Here is a 17,887-nt window from a genome sequence, read left to right on the forward strand (position 1 = left end):
GGCAGATATGCCAATGGTGGTTTATTCATTCCTGGAATCTCAGAATTTTAAAGGAAAAACTATCCATCCTTTTATAACCCATGAAGGAATGGGACTTTCTGCAATTGATCGAAAAATCGCAGAAATAACCGGTGCTAAAGTTGCACCTGCTCTGGTAATGAGAGGAACTCTGGCCCAGAAAGCAGATGAACAGACTCAGGCTCAGGTCGATGAGTGGCTTAAGCAGAATTAGGATTGTGATGTGCCAGTTCTGCTGATATCTATTATCAGCAGAGAATACAGAAAAGAAATTCCTGTCATTTGTTTTCAAAAACATGAAATTTTCTGCTTCTGATAGAAACGCTGAGTCTATATCCCAAAACGAGATCTGTTTTTGAGATAAAAATCTTAATTAAGGCTAAAATTTAAATTAGCTTGAGTATAAAGAGGACTAAGGATTTTTCATGAACATAGAACAGATAAATAAGCTTATTGAAACAGTGTCTTCACCTAAGCTATCTAAATTTGATAATAATGGTATCTCTAGTACTCTCCTTCCTGAAGGTGATTATCTGTACATGTGCATGAAAGAAGTCTCTGTAATGCTTTATATACGCTGTGAAACACTTGGAGAGAAATCTGTAGTAAATCCTGAAATGTTCGAAAGTCTGCTTTCTCTGAATATATTCGGAGGACGTTATCACAACATTAGATTAACCTATGATAGGGATACTACAGTTTTATGGTTATGTTATGACGTTATGCTAGACACTGTTACTCCGGAAACCTTTCAGTCCTCACTGAAGATCTTCATTGAGGATGCAAACAGCTTCAGAAATTTTTTAAACGATAAAATCCTTGATGTTGTTATAGGAGTCAACAGAGCTTCATTAAAAGCACCAGTTCTCAATAAGAGCACTTCAACTCCAGCAACTCAGAGTACCTTGAGTTCTATAAATACGGTTCCACCTGTTCAGTCTTCTCCTGCAAAGCTCCAGACTGTGTTTGACGAGCCTTCTACTCCCGTTGATAATGCTGCAACCGAAATTCTTCAGGGGAGAAGTTCCATTCCTGAGACAGAAGAAGATGGAATGATCAGTGTTATGGTTGCTCAGAGTATGTTTATGATGGCATAACGCAAATTATTCCAAGTCATTAAAGACATACACTCTCCTGTTTAATTCTTTCAAGAACCTTGTTGCTATTTGCTGTTAGTAGCTTTGGTTATTATCAGATTATTTGTTTTGATGCAGACTCGCAAAACGATCTGTCAGATCCTGCCTGAAAACAGGATCTGATTGTTAATCTGATTTTTGACTTTCCTAAAGTAGCCAGAGAATGACATAGATAACAACGCTGTTCAGAGTATCGGCAAACAGCGTTCCAACAATAGGAATGAGCATGAAGGATTTTATGGAAGGTCCATACTTTCCAACCAGCACCATCATGTTTGAAATTGCACTTGATGAAGCTCCAAGACCAAATCCGCAGGTTGCTGCTGATATAATGGCTGCATCATAATCTTTTCCTGTTATTCTGAATATTACATAGATAGCTGCAGCTGTAATCAGAACAAACTGAAGTATGAAGATAACTATTTGAGTAAGGTTGATTACAGAGAGCTGCCATATGGCTATATTCATAAAATCAATAGCCAGGAATAAGGACAGACACAGTGCTCCGATATAATTAAGCTCTACTGGATATACAGGGAGTTTTCCTGTTATATCTCCAATATTGCGAACAATAATGGCGACAAACATTGCTCCTATATAATCAGGAAGAACCGGACCAAAGAGTGCCAGTACATCGCAAAGCACCATGCCAAGACCCATTATAATGAGTATTCTGTAGATAACCTTCGCAAGCTTGGCAGGGAATGGAAGCTCTGGTGTTTTGTCTTTGGCTTTTTCCTTTCTGCCGGGATTTTCTTTTGATGTTTCTATATTAGCTTTAAGATTATACTTTTTAATTAGGTAACGGCCGAGAGGACCTCCAATCAGAGCCGAGGTTATAAATCCTAATGTACACATACCGTATGTTAGATTCTGACCATTCTCAAGTCTGAAATCCTCAAGTACAGGGCCAACTATTTCTGCTACACCATCTCCTCCCATCATGGAGATTGATCCTGCAGTAAGGGCATTCAGCATATCTCCTCTGAATACAAATGCCGTACCTAAAGCAACAAGATTCTGCAGAATAATAAGAACAAAAACACATAAAACCAGAATAATCATGGTTAAAAAGCTTTTTCTGAGAATCCTCAGGTCTACCTGAAGTCCAATGGTGGTAAAGAAAACCACCATACACAGATCTTCAATGGTTTTATTAAAGGCAAACACATAGCCGCAAAGGTAGAAAATGTAATTTACCAACGCAATTACCAGACCACCTATAACAGGGGAGGGAATACAGTATTCCTCAAGAAAAACAATTCGTTTTTTCAGAAACATGCCTAAAAACAGAACCACCACAGCAAGCGCTACGGTTTCAAACAGATCGAGATTTATAATTTGCAGCATAATTATTCCTTAGTCCTGTCCGGCGATAAGATTCATCTTGATAATTGATTCGACAACGTTTGTAGCCTTGACGTCAACTCCATTTTCCTTGAAGAACTCATGTGCGCCTTCATGGAAACCTATGTTATGTAAGGTCTTGCCTGCATGACGAAGCTCTCTTTGGGATTCCTCCTTACTCAGAGCCTTATTTCCTAAAATACCGTTCTTTAACAGTTCTGATACCGTATTATTTTCAAGGTAGATACTGGCCACCATTAAGACCTCCATATCCAGAGTCCTAATGTCTATACCTATATCAGGATATGTGTCTGCACTTATTTCTCTTTGTGAAAAGCAGGAGTCTGAGGAAGCAAGTTCCTGTATCTTGGTTCTAGGTAGAGACATCATACGAACCTTGTTCTCTTTGGAGAATTTAAGAAGCTTATCCGAAGGGACTCTGTCAAAGATGAAAGCTACATCAGCTTTTTTCTCTTTTAGCATTTCAAGAGCGTTATCAATATCTGTGAAATTATCTAGGTTTATATCGTGTTTTTTACTGTTAGTGTTAAATACATGTTCACAGATATGCTTTGAATAGGAGTCATCACTGCCTATGATCAGATTACTGCTGTAGATATCTGTAACTTCATCAATTAGTGAATCGTCCATGATTACAATATGTAGAGTTTTATCGTATACAGATGCAACCGTAGCGAAGTTTTCCTTTACTTCATCTCCATCGTTCAATATGTTGTAACTTTTATCTGTAAATCTGCCAATGGATTCAGCTGAAGTTTCATCTGTCTCGTTTTTTAGGGCTGTATCAAGTGCTGATCCCTCAATTAAGGAGAGATCCAGCAGAACATAGTTTAAAAGTCTGACCGAGGCTCCGGAGTTTTTGGTATAGACTGGTTTTAGTCTGATTGAACTCTGATTGCTTTCAAGCTGTTCATTCAGAGTAGCTACATAAGCCTCATACCCGCTGCCAGGCTCACCGACTCCTACTCTAAGGACGTTTTTATCCTCGTCAGAGCATCCGGTAAGGAACCATGCACACAGAAGCAATGTCAGTAATTTTTTCATAGACATCCTTTTTACCTTATCCTAATTGGCACAAAATCTTCTCATCAGAACTAAAGCTTATTCTTAACAATGGTTAGAAGTGTATTTCCATTTGCCGTCGTTTTGGATGAATAGCTCAGCATTCCGCCTGATACCAGTTTTAGCCAGTTTATATATTCAATCTTGTTTTCAGATCCCTTAAGCTCAATGCTAAAAGAAGAGAATTCATAATTCTGTTTTACCTTGTCAGCCTCTTTAGCCAGTGTCGCAGGATCGTGGGAGAACTTATCAATGACATCTTCCTTGAGATTCATTTCAAAGGTGACATTCTGAATATTACCGCTTTCTCTTGCTTCCTTTAGTTTCTGTTCAAGGGCATCATTTAACAGGCCTTCTTTTTTTAGTTTATCAAGATGCTCATCTTTCAGTCGGTTGCTTACGGTTTTATCTGTAGCATAATCAATTGCGCCGGTTATAGCAGAAACATGTATCGTATGGTAATTTTCAACATAGTCGATGCCGAGAGCCTCAATCGGTTTTGTGATGGCATCACTGACGGCAGTATTAACCTTGTCAGCTACATCATAGACAGCTTTTAGAGGTTTTATATCATCTGAAACCTTATCAAGAGTAACCTCTTTAATATTCTGAATCTTGTCAGCAAATTCAATGGCAGTAAAACCAAGGTTCATGGTCCATTTACGGTGTTTTTCAGTAATTACTCCTGAATTGTCTATAATGGTCTTGGTATCATATCCAAGACTGGTTTCAAGTTCTAATTTTCCTATGGTCGCATTGGATAACACGGCATTGACAACCGGATGATCATCTGCAAATTTCTCATCAGCATCAACTCTCTCTATTTTAGAGTTTTCCTCGATTTCTTTACCGTATGCAGCCCATTTTGCAAAGTTTCCGATATCAGCAGAGGCGTTTAACCCTCCTGAAATAGTTCCGCTGGTACCTGCCGAGGCTGATTCTGAAAGCTTAACATCATTGCTTGAGAGCTGTCCTGTGAACATTTTGCAGACAAAGACAGCAGCTTCGTCATCAGAGTCGAATTTCAGATTCAGAACCTTGCCAAATCCTCCCTTGACTCCTAGTTCAGCGGTAGCTCCGCTCGCCTGAAGCAGATCGACACTCGCCTCTACACCGACTCCAGCCAGAGTATTAGTATTGATGGTCAAAGACAGCTTGCCATCTTCATCGCGATTGAAGATTACACCGGAGTTTTTCAGAAGAGAGAGACTCAGCTTCAGGGAGACCATTCCGTTTTCTGTGAGTGTTCCTCCTGTGACAGCATCAATTGCTTTGAGTGGATCAAACTTGAAGGCCATATCCTTGCTCTTGTCCACATATTTGACTGTGTCAGGAGTGATGGATTTTATCATTTCCTTTACGCATGGAAGGTATTTTTCAAAGTTCTGTGTTCTACGCTGTGTTTCGGTATAGTTTCCCTCAAAACGGTCCACAACACGGGACTGAATTGTTGAAACAACACTGAATAGCGTGTTTTTAAGAATACTCCAGCCTCTGGCAATTAAGTGGTCGTTTTTCCCTTCAATCAGCTTGGCTCTGGTCAGCATATCCGCAAGGTTTGCATCAAAGCCTCTTTCGATGAGGGCATTTTTCATTGCATTTTCTATACGGGTCTTTTCTTCATCGCTTGTAGAATCGCTTCTGTAAGCTTCAAAAACTTCGTTTCTGCCTGAATATCCTAAAGAGGCTGCAGCATAGCTGCCAGCTAGTCTTACAATGGCGCGGACATTTCTGTCGCCTAAAAGTTTTTCTCCTAAAGCCTGAGCCTGTTCATTCTGAGATGTCTCATACAACGCAGATTTCTTTGTTGTACTGCCGACATTCTTTTTATAGTCAGATGTGAAGGAATCAGTAACTTTCTTAAGTACTCCTGTATCGAGATTTGAATTTTCTCCAAAAGCTGTTTTTAGAGTATTAAGTGTTGTTTCAAGAGGATCGTTGCTACTTGTGGCATAAGTGACCACAGCGTCAGCCTGTGCAGTGTTTTCTGCAGTCAGGTGTTTTGATATAAAATCATCAAGTTTCTTCTCAAAATCCTGTCCTTCAGCTTTTCCTAGTTCTCTCAGATCGGCACTGAACTGTGTAGGTTTGCTGTCACGAGGATCTGTTGAGGTAAATGAACTGGTGTCTACGTTCATTTTCAGGAGTTTGAGACTGTTAATAAGCTCTTTCTTCTCCTGAACTGAAAGTTTCTGATTTTCGTCGGTTACTTTGATGAACTCTCTAAGATTTTTCCTCTTAAGGCCTGTATTTACAGCCAGATTGTTAAGAATAAGATTCTTTATGGCGTTAAGATCTTTATCTTCACTGGACACAGTCCCGTTTAATAGATTATGAAGCTTTGAATCTATTTCAACCGTTTTCTCGAAAGTTAGATTTTGAGCGGCCTTTAGTATTTTCTCATCAGGCTCGCCCTTGCTCTGTATATATTTTGCGCCCTCATCCTTGGCTACAAACTGGGCGTAGCTGTCACCGTGACGCATTAGCGTAATCTCAATATATTTATTGAGCGCAAGCTTTGCTGCCTTGGTTAAAGGAACACTCTTGCCCTGAGTTGAGAGAAAATCTGTTAGTTCTGACAGCGCTTCATCACATTTTTTATAGAAATTCTCGATTTTATCATCTGAAAATTCTTTTGATGGTGGAATGGTAACCCCAGAGAGTTCAGCCAGATTTCGTTTGCCCTGATACTGATTGAGCTTGATGCTGAACTCCTTTTCTTCTGCACTGAACTTAAGATTCTCTGGATTTTTTATCCCTATTTCCTTAAGATCTTTTTCAGAGAATTTGGAAATATCATCAATAAGGTTGTCTCTCAGGGTAATAATTGTTACTGCAACATCCTGACCCTTTGGCTTATCACCTGGCATTAACCCCTGTTTTTCTAAAAGATTTGAGACGATAGGATTCTGTAGAGAGCTGTTCTTTTCCTTTATTGTATTGGCGTATTTTTCGCTCATGCCCTTATATTTTGAATTTATTCCGTCTAACAGGGCTCCCTTGTCAAGGGCAACCTTTAAAAGTTCATCTGGTGACTTGATGTTGTCAAACTGACGAACTCCGCCGGTTATAATTGATGAGTTTATAAAAGTCAGCTCTTTTCTCATTTCGTCAAGAGCAAGCTGAATCTTGCCTTGTGTACTTTCTTTCCCCAATGCCTCCAGAATATCTGTGTTGTAGTTACTCATGGCATTTAATTTATCTGTTATGGCATTGAGATTCTTTTGCTGTTCATCTTTTCTGAACAGACCTGTGGACTTTGAGATCATGCGGTCAACAACTGCCGGAGAAAGGGAGTTTTTAAACTCCTGTCTGGCATAGTAGCCTGAGGATTTTCTCTCTGGAATCAGTTCCTTGACAGGGGAGGATTCCTCGGTACTTATCGAGAAGACCCTCTTTGGAACATTGTTAATTTCTCCTTTTTCCAGCTTCTCTGTCATTTCTGCGTGATATGCACTGTGAAGCAGCGTATTCCATACTATGTCCAGGTGAGGAAGTTTTCCCGCAACTGCGCTGTCAAGTACTCTCTTAAGGGTTGCAGAATCAATATCCTTCATGTTGGAATTTACAATCTTGTAGAGGTCAAGATTGATCTGTTCATCTGCTAAAAGCTTAGGATTAGCCTTAAGCTCTTCTGGAGTTGGCGGAACAGCCTTTAAATCCAGATTATTCTGTTTCAAATCCAAAGCTGCAGCCTGTTTAACAAGATTTAAATTGAGGTATTTGCCGCACTTCTGCACCACCCTTTCATCTGAACTGTGGCATAGGAAACTACCCATTGCAGCAAATGCAGTAAAGGTACTTTTATCCTGTTCCTTGACAGAGGCAAGTTTATCTACAAAGGCATTGCCTTCGGCAGGATTGTCAAGACATCTGCTTAATCCCTCTAAAACCTCTGTTGAAAACTCTCCCATGGACTTAGGATTATTCTTAATGTCATCGGAAGTCAGTTTTCCTGAAAGCAGGGCAAAACCTTTGAAATCAAAACGGGCCTGACCCAGAACATTCATAAGTTCAGAAAAATTGTTCTGAAGCTTTGGATCGCCACTGATTTTACTCATCAGACTCCTCAGCGCTAACAGATTTGGTGTTTCTGTAAGTCCATTTACACCAAATTCTAGTTTGGTCAGATTCAGACTGATTATTTTTGCAAGTGGTTTTGAATGTTCTGGCAGCAGATGTCTGTTTATTTCATCGGCTATTTTTGTAAGCTCGGATGCAAGATTTGCATTTGATACAGGATTATCCACCAGACTGACAATTCTGGCTCCGATTCTGTCAAAGGCACTTCTTGAATGAGCATTTAGCTTGTTTAAAAGAAAGGTATTGCCGCTTGCTTCATTCTCTACTCTGGCAGCAAGGGTCTTAAGTGAACTTCCTTTTATATTTGGAGAGTCAAGATAAGACTCGATTTCATGATGCAGCTTTACAACATCATTAAACTTTGGTTCTAGCTCATTTTTGAGTTCTCTGAACTGAGCGCTGGTTTTGCTGTCAAGATGGACACATGAGTTGACTCCGCAGTATGGAGAAATTCCTGATTTTGCTGTGTTCTGTGTAAAACGCAGCTCTGTTGGTTTGAATTTGTCAGGGTTGAAGTCCTTTAAATTATTCTGGAAGCCTTTAAGATCTTCGCTACGTTTTTTTATATCCTCAAGAGCGTTATGTTTGTTCTGCGTAATTGTGTTGATCTGAGCTTTCAGCTGTTCTATGGCATCTTTACAGCTGTTTTTTACATCATCAGGCAGATTTTCAAGTATATCCAGAGCCTTCTGTGCAGTCTGGGAACAGCCTTCTGGACCTGCAGCAATATGCTCTGCCAGAGCACACTGAATTTCCTGCAGAACTGTATTTGATATTTTTCCAGATGAGTTATCTGCTGAATTTATTTGAAACTTTGCTGTCATCAGGAATGCTGACATCAGATCGAGGTAGGCTCTCTGTGCGTTTGAGGTTGAGGTCTTGTAAAGCATGCCCATTTTACTGAAATCATTTTCTTCCTTTAGAGCATCAATACATTTTTCTTTAAACTTAAGGTCGCATTCAGAGGCTTCCATCTGCATTTTCTGCAGATTGGCGTTATTGTTGCTGAATACCGAATTAACAAGAGCTTTGTTTATATTTAAAAGAAAGAATTTCTTATCAAACTGCTCAATACCTGCTGAGTTGCCACTGGTTTTAAGCTTATCAATTAGGGTCTTAAGCCTGTCTTTTGGAGATGATCCTCTTATGATATCTGCGTTATGATTTGGCTCGCTATCAATTTTCTGACTAAGTGAAATAGCATCATTAAGGGAGTTTGAGTAAGTTTTCTGGTTATTATCGACTTTCTCTTCCTGATTCTGAATATTGATTTTTTCAGGCTCAATTCTGTTTCTTATTGAAAAATCACTCATACGCTGGTCCTTATATATTTTTAATCATGCTTGTACTTTAAATCATGCCTTAAGGAAAAAAACTTAGCATAGTCAGACATGCTTAAAGTCCAGACTTAGTACATCTAAGCCTATTATTGAGATCTGAATATAAAAGTTCTAGCGTCTTTTAACCGCTTTGGGATTAAGGTCAATAACAATTACAAAGACTGTGATTTTTACGGCATGATTAACCACTTTGGTTCAGTTAAAATGTCATTTAACTTGATTAATTTTTAATTTTGGAGGAAAGTAGGTATAAGAAAAGATAATCCTATCTATATCAGAATTGAATCTTAAGGATTCCATGAGAGTATCTCAATCTTTCTGATAGCTTTGTTTCGCGGATATATTTGGTCAAACCTGTATTTTTAAAAATTAGAACTACTCCTAATTATTAGAAGATTTTTAAAGATATTTTGGGGTTTGTAGTATCAGGTTATCCTTAATTTTTATTTCTTATATATAATAATCTTAGTTAGTTGTTTATTATTTGTATTTTGAGTTTATTGAAATGTATATTCAGATAAAAAAATCAAACAATACCCAATACGTATACCTTGTTGAATCTTTTCGAAAGGAAGATGGCTCTATAGGCCATAGAACTCTTAACAAATTAGGCAAGCTTGATGACCTCCTAAAGGATGATCCGAATGCGCTTGAAAAGCTGAAGAGAGATGTTAAAGCCAAGTCTGCAGAGTTGAAAGGCGCAATCAAAAAGGATGTGGTAACACGTCTGAACTCAATGGCCAAAAGCTCGAGACTTAAAAAGTTTGAGAACGGCTTCCCTCAGGTTAACTATGCTTACGCAATCTTCAATCACATCTGGTCCGATGTTCTAAAGCTTGATTACCGTCTTAACTATCTGCAGACCAGATATCACGCAAAACTCAAATATTCTTTATCTGAAGTAATTCTCGCCAATCTTGTTATTTCCATTCTTGGTTATGATGAGGAAAACAGCGAGCTTGTATACGGCCCTGATCTGGGCTTCCTCGGATGCAACTATTCTCCAGAGCAGTTAAAGGAATATCTTGCAAACTCACAGGATATTCTGAATGAAGAGTCTCTATATATGCTGCGTTTTATTGTTAAGCAGCTTTCTGATGAATACGATATGGATTTTCTAAGCTCAACAATGAGCCAGTCCGGACTTACGCTCGATCCTGATACTCTAAGTAAACTGAAGATGTCAGGTTCAGATACAACCATCAGCAAGGAAGAACTTATTTTTACCAAGACAGCCCGTTTTAATCAGATGTCCAGCTATCTGAAACTGATTATGATGAAGATCATCAGATTCAAGCTGGAGCAGGCAACAAAGGAAAGCTACGATTATGCTGAAATCCGAACTGCTTTAAGAGAGGCTATTGTTCTTGTTGACTATCCTCTGGTTGAAGGAGAGAGCTTCCTCTATGTAAAGAGAAACAATGGCAAGAATGTTATTTTAATGAACAAGATTCTGAAGGCTATGGGTATGAGCCCTCTGTTTAATATTCAGGACAAGACTGAGCTGGGACATCGTCTTCATCTGAAATTAAAGGAAGACAGCAAGATTGTTCCAAACTTCATTATGAAAAAAATTTAGGCTAGGTAGACAAGAGGTTTATCATGAGGGTTCAGGGGTTATCTTCAGATGGTTCTTCTGCACCTGTTGCAGACAGTAAGGATGATTTAAAAACAAGAGGAGACGACTACTGGTCTAATCAGAAGAAAGAACAGTTTGAGAAGGAAATGTCTCGTAAGGAAGGCGCCGGTTCTGACAAAAACAATGGGGATTCCCAGAGAAAGGATTCAGACATGTCTTCTATGTTCTCTTCATTTGCCAAACAGGCAAGCTCTATGACAAGTTCTTCTGTTAATGCAGCTTCTCAGAGTTCGTCTGTAGGTACTCAGACAGAGCTTCAGCAGCTGGTTACATCTCTTGTTGATAAGATTCTGGTTTCTCAGCCTAGACTTGATGGCGCTCATCAGGTAATGCTGCAGCTGAATGATACTGTGCTTACTGATACATCAATTACACTGACTCGTGATGTGACCGGTATGCTTTTTGTGAATATCGTGTCATCAGATCCTCTTTCCTTCAAAAAACTTATGGCAACCAAAGATATGCTTGAGGCAGATCTTGATACTCATGAGAAGAATGCTTTCAGAGTAGAGGTTTCTTTTGACGGTATTGAAGCTGAGGGGGTTCATAACGATATCAGAGGCCTGGCAGGAAACAGCGATGCTGTTCTGAAAGACGGAGAAAATGATAATGTCTGAATCGGTTCCTTATAAGATTGAACCCCTATCTGTAGCTCAGGCTCGACTTTTCAATGCCGTAAACGCGGCAATGGGAACAGGCTCGGTCTTTAAGTTCAGTCCTTTAACCGTTTTTGATTCAGAGGAAGTTGTTAGTGCTTTCCTGAATATCAATGGTGCTGTGCTTAAGGTGAGCGCACTATCCGATGATTTTTTAAATGAGGAGCCTCTGTTACAGGATATCAATACCAGATCACTTCCTTTTGAGCTGCTGTCAGCCAGTCTTGAAATGGTATTTACAAAGGAGATAGAGTATCTGTCTTCAAAGGTTAATGCCTATATAACCTTCTGTGATCCACCGGTTTCTTTTTCATCAGTTTTTGCTTTGTACTGTACCCTGAATCATGCGAACTGTTCCATTCCTTTAAAGATCGAGATTCCAAGTGATGAGGCTGCTTTTAATCTTGCCCTGATGTTTGAAAATCTTGAGAAGACTGTAAATTCAGCTCTTGTATATAACCTTGGAGTTGAACTTGGCTTTGATATTGGCTACGTTACATTAAAAGCTCGTGATCTCAAGGATCTTTCATGCGGAGATATCCTGATTCCGGATGTTTATCTGTTTGATTCAAATCTTGCCTATGCCAAGATGGGGAACAAATGTCTGGTTTTTGATCTTGCAGCGGGACAGGGTATTTTTAAAGGCATAAAAACAGTTGCAAACGAGGAGAATATAAACAATATGAGCGAAAATACTCAAGATATGTCAACGAATGAAACCGCTTCTCAGATTGATGAAAACGGTACAATTAACACAGATGATCTTAATTTTGAGGTTGCCTTTGAAGTTGACAGAAGAACGCTGTCCTTCGAAGAGGTTTCAACTCTAAAATCAGGCTCTGTACTGTCTTTATCCTGTTCAAAGCAGTCTCCTGTAACCATTAAGGTTAACGGAAAGCGAGTAGGACTTGGCCGACTGGTTGATCTTGGAGATAATATTGGCGTTCAGATTACAGAACTAAAGAGCTGATTTTATGGGAAGTGATTTCAATCATTTTAACTTTCTTGTACTGATGGCTGTGATGGGCCTTATGCCTATTCTGGTCACAGTGGTTACCTCCTATTGCAAGATTGTTATTGTTCTTTCTCTAATCAGAAACGCACTGGGTGTTCAGCAGACTCCTCCAGGCATGGTGCTGGCTGCTCTGTCAATGATTTTGTCCGTGTTTATTATGGCGCCTGTAGGAAAGCAGATTGTCGATGATCTTGATGGAGTTGAGTTTGAAAATAAAAGTATTGTACAGATGGTTGAGGACCTGAATACTTATTCAAAGCCTCTTAAGGACTTTCTAATTGTAAATACCGATGTACGTATCACCAAGGCTTTTGTTACAGCATCAAAGAAGATCTGGCCTGAGGAAATGCGTAATTCAATTGAATCTGATAACTATCTGTTTGTCATCCCTTCTTTTGTGATTTCTGAGCTGACAAAGGCGTTTCAGATTGGCTTCCTGCTTTATCTTCCTTTTATTGCCATTGACCTGATTATATCCAATATTCTTCTGGCTATGGGTATGATGATGGTGTCACCTATGTCGATTTCTCTTCCTTTCAAGCTGATGCTGTTCGTTTCACTGGACGGCTGGCTGAAGCTTACTCAGGGCCTTATGTACAGTTACTCGTACTAGGTACTCTTCTTTTGGGAGGTGTCAGCTTTTCGACTGTATCCGTAAGTCTGACATTTCCTGAAGCCTTTTGTTCGATCTAGTATTATTTTCTTTTTTTTATAAGCTTCAGATTGCTTTTTGTGTATATATTTAAAAATTAATATTGATCTATCTCTCTGATTTCTAGATAGTTCTGTAATTAATTGTTACAAAAATATATCTACATATATTCTCTAAAAAAATCGTGCTTACTCTCACAAATGTTTTTTTTAAGTAGTTATATAAATAATAAAATAAACTATTATATATTAAAAAATAAGTAGCAATAACAACCCCCGTTTAGCGGGGGTTTCTTTTAGAACAATTTTCTTATGATTTAATTTCTGCTTCTGAAAGGTTTTACGTCTCGCTTTTCCTTTCCTGTGTATACCTGACGAGGTCTTCCGATTCTGAAGTCAGCATCATTGGTATGCATTTCATTCCAGTGAGTGATCCAGCCGATGGTTCTTGCCAGAGCAAAGATTACGGTGAACATTGAGGTTGGAATGCCGATAGCGTTCAGGATGATTCCTGAGTAGAAATCAACGTTAGGATACAGATGTCTGGTTACAAAGTATTCATCGTTGAGTGCGATCTTTTCAAGCTCTGTTGCAATCTTCAGAAGAGGATTGTTTTCGATATGAAGTGCATCCAGAACCTCATGACAGGTATCTCTCATAACGATTGCACGAGGATCGAAGGTCTTGTATACACGATGACCAAAACCGAACAGTCTGAAAGGATCGTTCTTATCCTTGGCTCTTGCGATGTATTCTGGAATTCTGTCAACAGAACCGATTTCTTCAAGCATACGCAGACATGCTTCGTTGGCACCGCCGTGGGCTGGTCCCCATAGAGAAGCTACACCGGCAGCAATACAAGCATATGGGTTGGCTCCTGAAGAACCTGCCAGACGAACTGATGAGGTAGAGGCGTTCTGCTCATGGTCAGCATGAAGAGTGAAAATTCTGTCCAGAGCTTTTTCAACAATAGGATTTACCTTGTACTCCTCACATGGGGTAGAGAACATCATGTGCAGGAAGTTTGCAGTGTAGCTCAGATCATTTCGTGGATAGACAAAAGGATGACCGATTGAGTATTTGTATGACATGGCAGCCAGTGTTGGCATCTTAGCAATTAGTCGTACCGCTGTAAGCTCACGATGTTCAGGATCGTAAATATCGAGCTTGTCATGATAGAAGGCAGATAACGCACCTGCTACACCGCAAAGCACAGCCATAGGGTGAGAGTCACGTCTGAATGCCTGGAACAGGGATTCCATTTGTGTATGTACCAGAGTATGGTGTTTTACTCTATGTACGAATTCCTGATACTGCTCTTTAGTTGGAAGTTCACCCTTAAACAGCAGATAGCATACCTGAAGATAGTCACATTTTGTGGCCAGCTGATCAATTGGGTAGCCTCTGTATAGAAGAACACCGTTCTTGCCATCAATGAATGTAATTTTTGAAGTGCATGATGCGGTGGATACAAAGCCAGGATCATAGGTAAAATAACCCTGCTTTCCTAACTCTCTGATATCAATAACTTCAGGGCCGATTGCTCCTTTAAGAATAGGCAGCTGAATCGGATCCTTACCTGGAATGATAAGGGTTGCATACTTGTCTAAAGCAGGTAGTTTTTCTTCTATTGCCATTATGATTTTTCCTTATCTTTTGTTTATTAAAAGAATGCACCAGTCATAATTTCATTGTAAACACATTCTCATAAATGTATACAGAATTGAAAATATCCGCTCTTTGCACTGTTATAGAGCGCACGCTTGTGGTTCATTTTGGCTTTCTGTTCCATATTTACTCAAATTTGTATATGCTTACAGGAATATCTAATTAAGAGTTATCTATGAAAGAAGTTATTATGGAAAGAAGAATTCTTTTAACCGAGTGCAAGGATGATGTTGGTCTGATTGCTAAGATCACCAATGTCTGCTTCCTGTTTCACATGAATGTTATTCGTCAGGATCAGTTTGCTTCACATGAAGATAACAGATTCTTTATGAGAACTGTTATTGAAGGTAACTTCAGTGATGAAAAGATTTCTGAGACTCTAATCAATACGGTTATCAATGTTCTGCCAGATGGTGCAATTGTGCGTCTAAAGGACGAGTCAAAGCGCAGACTGTGTGTACTGGTAACCAAGGAATCTCACTGTCTGGGTGAACTGCTGATGAAATCCTATTCTGGCGCAATGAATGCTGATATTGCTCTTGTTGCTGGTAATTATCCAGAATTAGGCGCATTAGCAGAGAAATTTGGTGTTCCATTCAAGCTAGTCTCCTGCGAGGGTATTACCAAGGAAGAGCAGGAAAAGAACATGATGGATGTAATTGATGAATGTAATCCTGATTACGTGATTTTGGCAAAGTACATGAGAATTTTATCTCCTAACTTTGTAAATCACTATCCATTAGGTAAGCTCATCAATATTCACCACTCATTCCTACCTGCATTTATCGGTGCTAAGCCATATCATCAGGCTTACGACAGAGGTGTGAAAATTATCGGTGCTACTGCTCACTTTGTTACCAACAATCTGGATGAAGGGCCTATCATTGAGCAGGATGTTATCAAGGTAAATCACCGTTATGATCCTCAGACTCTGGCCAAGGCAGGACACGATGTTGAGCAGATGGTTCTGATGAGAGCCGTTAACAAGGTTTTAGATGACAAAGTCTTTATTCACGGCAATAAGACTGTAGTTTTCTAAAATCATCTCTGATCTGAGCTACATAGAAAAAAGTATGTAGCTTTTCCTGAAAAGCTTGATCCAAGATATGGAGTGAAATATCCATATCCTGGATATAACAGGTCTTCCTAAGGAGCTAATCTAACAGGTGTCTGCCAGACATCGTCTTTCAGCTCATAGATAAATCTGTCGTGCAGTCTGTTCTCTCGTCCCTGCCAGAACTCAACCTTATTGAATTTAACTTTGTATCCGCCCCAGAAAGAAGGAAGTGGAATTTCTCCGTTCTTGAACTTTTCCTTCATCTCCAGAAATTTGCTCTCAAGAATTCCTCTTGCTGAAATGAGGTGTGACTGGTTAGAGGCCCACGCTCCAATCTGACTTCCTCTTGGTCTTGAGTGGAAGTATTTTAAATCCTGAACAGGGGACTGTCTTACCGCCTCTCCTATGAACATAACCTGTCTTTCCAGCATATACCAAGGGAAGAGCAGACATACCTTTGGGTTATTTTTGATATGCTGAGCTTTGCGAGAGCCAAGATTTGTGTAAAAAATCAAATTTTCACGATCATAGTCTTTTAGCAGTACCATTCGTGAATAAGGCTGATTGGTTTCGTCGACTGTGCTTACAACGACACCGTTTGGATCGTAGATCTGTGAATCAATAGCCTGTTTAAGCCATTTTTCAAAAAGATCAATAGGATGCTCGGTTAAATCAGACTCTTCAAGTCCGCCCTGAGTGTAACTTCTTCTTAAATCAGCAACATCAATCATTTCAAATTGCCTTATAAATTAAACAAAAAAATGTGATTTACTCAAAATACGTGAATTTTTGTATATATCAAGTATCAATTCTACATTTTATGTCACATTTGTTTAGTAACTATAGGTACATAATGGTAAAATCTTATTGTATAAGAAAATTATTACTTAATTGTAATTTTTGTTTATAAAAATAGTTGAAGAAATTTAGGTGCTCAAATGAATAATTATCCAAAGACCGCATTGGTCGTAAATTGCGGAAGTTCTTCAGTAAAATTCGCTATCTTAGATCCTAAAGATGGCCATGTTTTTCTAAATGGTCTTGCAGAGGCATTAGGCCTTGAAGATGCCAGAATCTCATGGAAGTTCAATGGTGGGGATAAAACAGAACAGTCTTTAGGTGCTGGCGCTGATCATAAGAAGGCACTTGAGTATCTTGTAAAGAATGTTTTAGCAAAGGATCAGGCTCTTCTGGACTCTATCGTTGCATGCGGTCACAGAATCGTTCAAGGTGGTGATATTTATTCTGAGCCAACTTTAATCAACGATGAAGTAGAAGAGAATATCAGAAAGGTTATTCCATTTGCTCCTCTTCACAATCCTGCTCACCTTTTAGGTATCGACGCTGCAAGAGCAAGTTTCCCTTCAATTCCTCATGTTGCTGTATTTGATACTGCATTCCATCAGACTATGCCTCCAAAGGCATACAGATATGCAATTCCTGAGGAGTACTACACCGATCTACACCTACGTAAGTATGGTGCTCACGGTACTTCACACATGTTCCTGTCACAGGAAGCAGCAAAGCTTCTGGGCAAGCCACTAGAGCAGACAAACATTATTACCTGCCATTTAGGTAACGGTGCTTCAGTTTCTGCTGTAAAGGGCGGAAAGTGCATCGATACATCAATGGGTTTAACTCCACTTGATGGTCTGATCATGGGTACCCGTTGCGGTAGCATTGACGCTTCTGTTGTATTCTTCCTATGCGATAAGATGGGAATGACTCCAGAAGAGGTTAAGGAAGTATTTAACAAGAAGTCAGGTATGTTAGCTGCTTCTGGTGTTTCTTCAGACTTCCGTCCTATTGTTGCCGGTTACAATGAGGGTAATGAGAGATGTAAGCTGGCTTTAGAGATGTATGCTTACAGACTTGCTAAGTTCATTGCTTCTTACTATGTTCCTCTAGGACATGTTGATGCAATCGTATTCTCTGGTGGTGTTGGTGAGAATGGTCCAACCACTCGTAAGTTTGTTCTTAAGGAGCTTGAAGAGTCATTCGGTGTTAAGATTGACGAAGCTGCTAATGAGCACGCCAAGGTATTCATGGGTGTAGACAAGCAGACTATTTCTGCTCCAGATTCATCAGTTAAGGTATTTGTTATCGCAACTAATGAAGAGCTGATGATTGCTCGTTCTGCAATGAGCTTCGTTAAGTAATTCAGTTTAGAATTCAATCAGGCGCTCGGTCTTTT

At 39.4% G+C, this 17,887-nt stretch carries 12 protein-coding genes and 1 pseudogene; 8 read left to right on the forward strand and 5 right to left on the reverse strand.

Annotation, left to right across the window (positions count from 1 at the left end; translation table 11 throughout):
* A pseudogene (locus tag QZU45_RS08275) lies at positions 1-232 on the forward strand (hypothetical protein); the annotation flags it as partial.
* Between the two features lie 211 nt (positions 233-443).
* A complete protein-coding gene (locus QZU45_RS08280; RefSeq protein ID WP_295354017.1) occupies positions 444-1,115 on the forward strand; it encodes a type III secretion system chaperone in 672 nt (223 codons plus the stop codon).
* A 186-nt stretch (positions 1,116-1,301) separates the two neighbouring features.
* Here QZU45_RS08280 and QZU45_RS08285 read toward each other — a convergent pair whose 3' ends face one another.
* The 3 genes from QZU45_RS08285 to QZU45_RS08295 are packed head-to-tail and all read right to left on the reverse strand — an operon-like array spanning position 1,302 to position 8,980.
* The gene (locus QZU45_RS08285) at positions 1,302-2,504 is read right to left on the reverse strand and encodes a sodium/glutamate symporter (protein ID WP_295354020.1); all 1,203 of its coding nucleotides are present in this window, start codon (positions 2,502-2,504) and stop codon (positions 1,302-1,304) included.
* Between the two features lie 9 nt (positions 2,505-2,513).
* Positions 2,514-3,566: a TAXI family TRAP transporter solute-binding subunit gene (locus QZU45_RS08290; protein WP_295354022.1), complete on the reverse strand. Its 1,053-nt coding sequence runs from the start codon at positions 3,564-3,566 to the stop codon at positions 2,514-2,516.
* Between the two features lie 50 nt (positions 3,567-3,616).
* The gene (locus QZU45_RS08295; protein WP_295354025.1) at positions 3,617-8,980 is read right to left on the reverse strand and encodes a hypothetical protein; all 5,364 of its coding nucleotides are present in this window, start codon (positions 8,978-8,980) and stop codon (positions 3,617-3,619) included.
* A gap of 532 nt (positions 8,981-9,512) precedes the next feature.
* Here QZU45_RS08295 and QZU45_RS08300 point away from each other — a divergent pair.
* Genes QZU45_RS08300 through sctR form a run of 4 tightly spaced genes read left to right on the forward strand, consistent with a single transcriptional unit; the run spans position 9,513 to position 12,930 of the window.
* Complete coding sequence (locus QZU45_RS08300) at positions 9,513-10,586, forward strand: hypothetical protein (protein ID WP_295354028.1); 1,074 nt, start codon at positions 9,513-9,515, stop codon at positions 10,584-10,586.
* Positions 10,587-10,609: 23 nt separating this feature from the next.
* Positions 10,610-11,263, forward strand: a complete 654-nt coding sequence (locus QZU45_RS08305) for a hypothetical protein (RefSeq protein WP_295354031.1) — start codon at positions 10,610-10,612, stop codon at positions 11,261-11,263.
* Positions 11,256-12,272 carry a type III secretion system cytoplasmic ring protein SctQ gene (sctQ, locus tag QZU45_RS08310; protein ID WP_295354034.1) on the forward strand — a complete coding sequence of 339 codons (1,017 nt, stop codon included), beginning with the start codon at positions 11,256-11,258 and terminating at the stop codon, positions 12,270-12,272. Before QZU45_RS08305 ends, sctQ begins: the two co-directional genes overlap by 8 nt.
* Positions 12,273-12,276: 4 nt before the next feature.
* Positions 12,277-12,930, forward strand: coding sequence for a type III secretion system export apparatus subunit SctR (gene sctR / locus QZU45_RS08315; protein WP_295354037.1), 654 nt, complete (start codon positions 12,277-12,279; stop codon positions 12,928-12,930).
* Positions 12,931-13,285: 355 nt separating this feature from the next.
* Here sctR and gltA read toward each other — a convergent pair whose 3' ends face one another.
* Positions 13,286-14,605 (reverse strand): citrate synthase, encoded by a 1,320-nt coding sequence (gltA, locus tag QZU45_RS08320; RefSeq protein WP_294999706.1) that lies wholly within the window; start codon positions 14,603-14,605, stop codon positions 13,286-13,288.
* A 221-nt stretch (positions 14,606-14,826) separates the two neighbouring features.
* On the opposite strand from gltA, the gene purU reads away from it, so the two are divergent.
* Positions 14,827-15,675: a formyltetrahydrofolate deformylase gene (gene purU, locus QZU45_RS08325; RefSeq protein ID WP_074944520.1), complete on the forward strand. Its 849-nt coding sequence runs from the start codon at positions 14,827-14,829 to the stop codon at positions 15,673-15,675.
* 107 nt (positions 15,676-15,782) lie between these two features.
* Here purU and pdxH read toward each other — a convergent pair whose 3' ends face one another.
* Positions 15,783-16,424 (reverse strand): pyridoxamine 5'-phosphate oxidase, encoded by a 642-nt coding sequence (gene pdxH / locus QZU45_RS08330; RefSeq protein WP_295354040.1) that lies wholly within the window; start codon positions 16,422-16,424, stop codon positions 15,783-15,785.
* 207 nt (positions 16,425-16,631) lie between these two features.
* Between pdxH and QZU45_RS08335 the strand changes: the two genes are divergently transcribed.
* Positions 16,632-17,852, forward strand: coding sequence for an acetate kinase (locus tag QZU45_RS08335; RefSeq protein ID WP_295354043.1), 1,221 nt, complete (start codon positions 16,632-16,634; stop codon positions 17,850-17,852).
* The last annotated feature ends 35 nt before the right edge of the window (positions 17,853-17,887 follow it).

The sequence above is a fragment of the uncultured Succinivibrio sp. genome (genome assembly GCF_902756765.1).
In the GTDB taxonomy this organism is placed as follows: Bacteria; Pseudomonadota; Gammaproteobacteria; order Enterobacterales; family Succinivibrionaceae; genus Succinivibrio.

Bases quoted from the DNA above. Each gene is read 5' to 3' on its own strand.
- QZU45_RS08305 (WP_295354031.1), top strand. From the start codon at position 10,610: ATGAGGGTTCAGGGGTTATCTTCAGATGGTTCTTCTGCACCTGTTGCA.
- QZU45_RS08300 (WP_295354028.1), top strand. From the start codon at position 9,513: ATGTATATTCAGATAAAAAAATCAAACAATACCCAATACGTATACCTT.
- pdxH (WP_295354040.1), bottom strand. From the start codon at position 16,424: ATGATTGATGTTGCTGATTTAAGAAGAAGTTACACTCAGGGCGGACTT.
- gltA (WP_294999706.1), bottom strand. From the start codon at position 14,605: ATGGCAATAGAAGAAAAACTACCTGCTTTAGACAAGTATGCAACCCTT.
- sctR (WP_295354037.1), top strand. From the start codon at position 12,277: ATGGGAAGTGATTTCAATCATTTTAACTTTCTTGTACTGATGGCTGTG.
- sctQ (WP_295354034.1), top strand. From the start codon at position 11,256: ATGTCTGAATCGGTTCCTTATAAGATTGAACCCCTATCTGTAGCTCAG.
- QZU45_RS08335 (WP_295354043.1), top strand. From the start codon at position 16,632: ATGAATAATTATCCAAAGACCGCATTGGTCGTAAATTGCGGAAGTTCT.
- purU (WP_074944520.1), top strand. From the start codon at position 14,827: ATGGAAAGAAGAATTCTTTTAACCGAGTGCAAGGATGATGTTGGTCTG.
- QZU45_RS08285 (WP_295354020.1), bottom strand. From the start codon at position 2,504: ATGCTGCAAATTATAAATCTCGATCTGTTTGAAACCGTAGCGCTTGCT.
- QZU45_RS08290 (WP_295354022.1), bottom strand. From the start codon at position 3,566: ATGAAAAAATTACTGACATTGCTTCTGTGTGCATGGTTCCTTACCGGA.
- QZU45_RS08295 (WP_295354025.1), bottom strand. From the start codon at position 8,980: ATGAGTGATTTTTCAATAAGAAACAGAATTGAGCCTGAAAAAATCAAT.
- QZU45_RS08280 (WP_295354017.1), top strand. From the start codon at position 444: ATGAACATAGAACAGATAAATAAGCTTATTGAAACAGTGTCTTCACCT.